The sequence below is a fragment of the Comamonas sp. HJ-2 genome (genome assembly GCF_053615495.1).
This window is the reverse complement of the sequence record NZ_JBSIFD010000063.1, coordinates 1-1671: the sequence shown is the minus strand read 5'-3', so window position 1 is coordinate 1671 and position 1671 is coordinate 1. Positions and strand designations below refer to the sequence as shown.

Below are 1671 nucleotides of genomic sequence, written 5' to 3'. Positions count from 1 at the left end.
GTGGACTACAACGTCAAGGTCCGCGTGAAGTCGGACGGCACGGGTGTGGACATCGCCAACGTCAAGATGAGCATGAACCCCTTTGACGAAATCGCCGTCGAAGAAGCCGTGCGCCTGAAGGAAAAAGGCGTGGTGACCGAAGTCATCGCCGTCTCCTGCGGCGTGGCCCAGTGCCAGGAAACCCTGCGCACGGCCATGGCCATCGGTGCCGATCGCGGCATTCTGGTCGAGACCGATGTCGAGCTGCAGCCCCTGGCCGTGGCCAAGCTGCTCAAGGCCCTGGTGGACAAGGAGCAACCCGGTCTGGTCATCTGCGGCAAGCAGGCCATCGACGACGACGCCAACCAGACCGGCCAGATGCTGGCGGCCCTGGCCGATCTGCCCCAGGCCACCTTCGCCTCCAAGGTCGAAGTCGCCGGCGACAAGGTCAACGTCACCCGCGAAGTGGACGGCGGCCTGGAAACCGTGGCCCTGTCCACGCCCGCCGTCATCACCACCGACCTGCGCCTGAACGAGCCCCGCTACGTCACCTTGCCCAACATCATGAAGGCCAAGAAAAAGCAGCTGGACACCTTCAAGCCCGAAGACCTGGGCGTGGACGTGACGCCCCGCCTGAAGACCGTGAAGGTCTCCGAGCCTGCCAAGCGTGGCGCTGGCGTCAAGGTAGCCGATGTGGCCGCCCTGGTCGACAAGCTGAAAAATGAAGCGAAAGTCATCTAAGGCCCCCTGAGCCGCTTCGCGTCATCCCCCGCAGGGGGACGACACCCTCGGTGCGGGGCGGCCCTTCCTCGGTGTCCCGCGCTTGAGCCGCGCCAGATTGGCCGGCTGCGGGTGATGCAGGCACCATGAAAAATTCTAGAGAAAGACGACTGAAATGACCTCTCTCGTTATTGCAGAACACGACAACGCTTCGATCAAGACCGCGACCCTGAACACCGTGACGGCCGCCAAGGCCTGCGGCGGTGATGTGCATGTGCTGGTGGTTGGCGAAGGTGCAGCCGCTGCAGCAGCCGCTGCCGCCCAGATTGCCGGTGTCTCCAAGGTCATCCATGCCGACGGCGCCAGCCTCAAGGACGGCCTGGCCGAGAACGTCGCCGCCCAGGTGCTGGCGATTGTGGGCAGTGGTGCCGGCAACTACAGCCACATCCTGTTCCCCTCGACCGCCTCGGGCAAGAACGTGGCGCCCCGCGTGGCCGCCAAGCTGGACGTGGCCCAGATCAGCGACATCACCAAGGTCGACTCCGCCGACACCTTCGAGCGCCCCATCTATGCGGGTAACGCCATTGCCACCGTGCAGTCCGCCGATGCCGTCAAGGTCATCACCGTGCGTACCACCGGCTTTGACGCAGCAGCTGCCACTGGCGGCTCGGCGGCCGTGGAAACGGCGGCAGCCGTGGCCGACAGCGGCAAGAGTGCCTTTGTGGGCCGCGAAGTGACCAAGAGCGATCGTCCCGAACTGACGGCAGCCAAGATCATCGTCTCCGGTGGCCGTGCTTTGGGCTCGGCCGAGAAGTTCACCGAAGTGATCACCCCCCTGGCCGACAAGCTGGGTGCGGCCATCGGTGCCAGCCGTGCGGCCGTTGATGCGGGCTACGCGCCCAACGACCTGCAAGTGGGCCAGACGGGCAAGATCGTGGCGCCCCAGCTGTACATTGCCTGTGGCATCTCGGG

General features: G+C 65.1%; 2 protein-coding genes. Both read left to right on the top strand.

Translation table 11 applies throughout. The annotated features are described in order from the left end of the window. Positions 1-720: electron transfer flavoprotein subunit beta/FixA family protein (locus ACWGXF_RS24310; protein ID WP_452102598.1), on the top strand; the 720-nt coding region annotated here is incomplete at its 5' end. Between the two features lie 154 nt (positions 721-874). Beyond that, on the top strand, positions 875-1671 hold a 797-nt coding region (locus tag ACWGXF_RS24305), incomplete at its 3' end, for an electron transfer flavoprotein subunit alpha/FixB family protein (protein WP_452102597.1).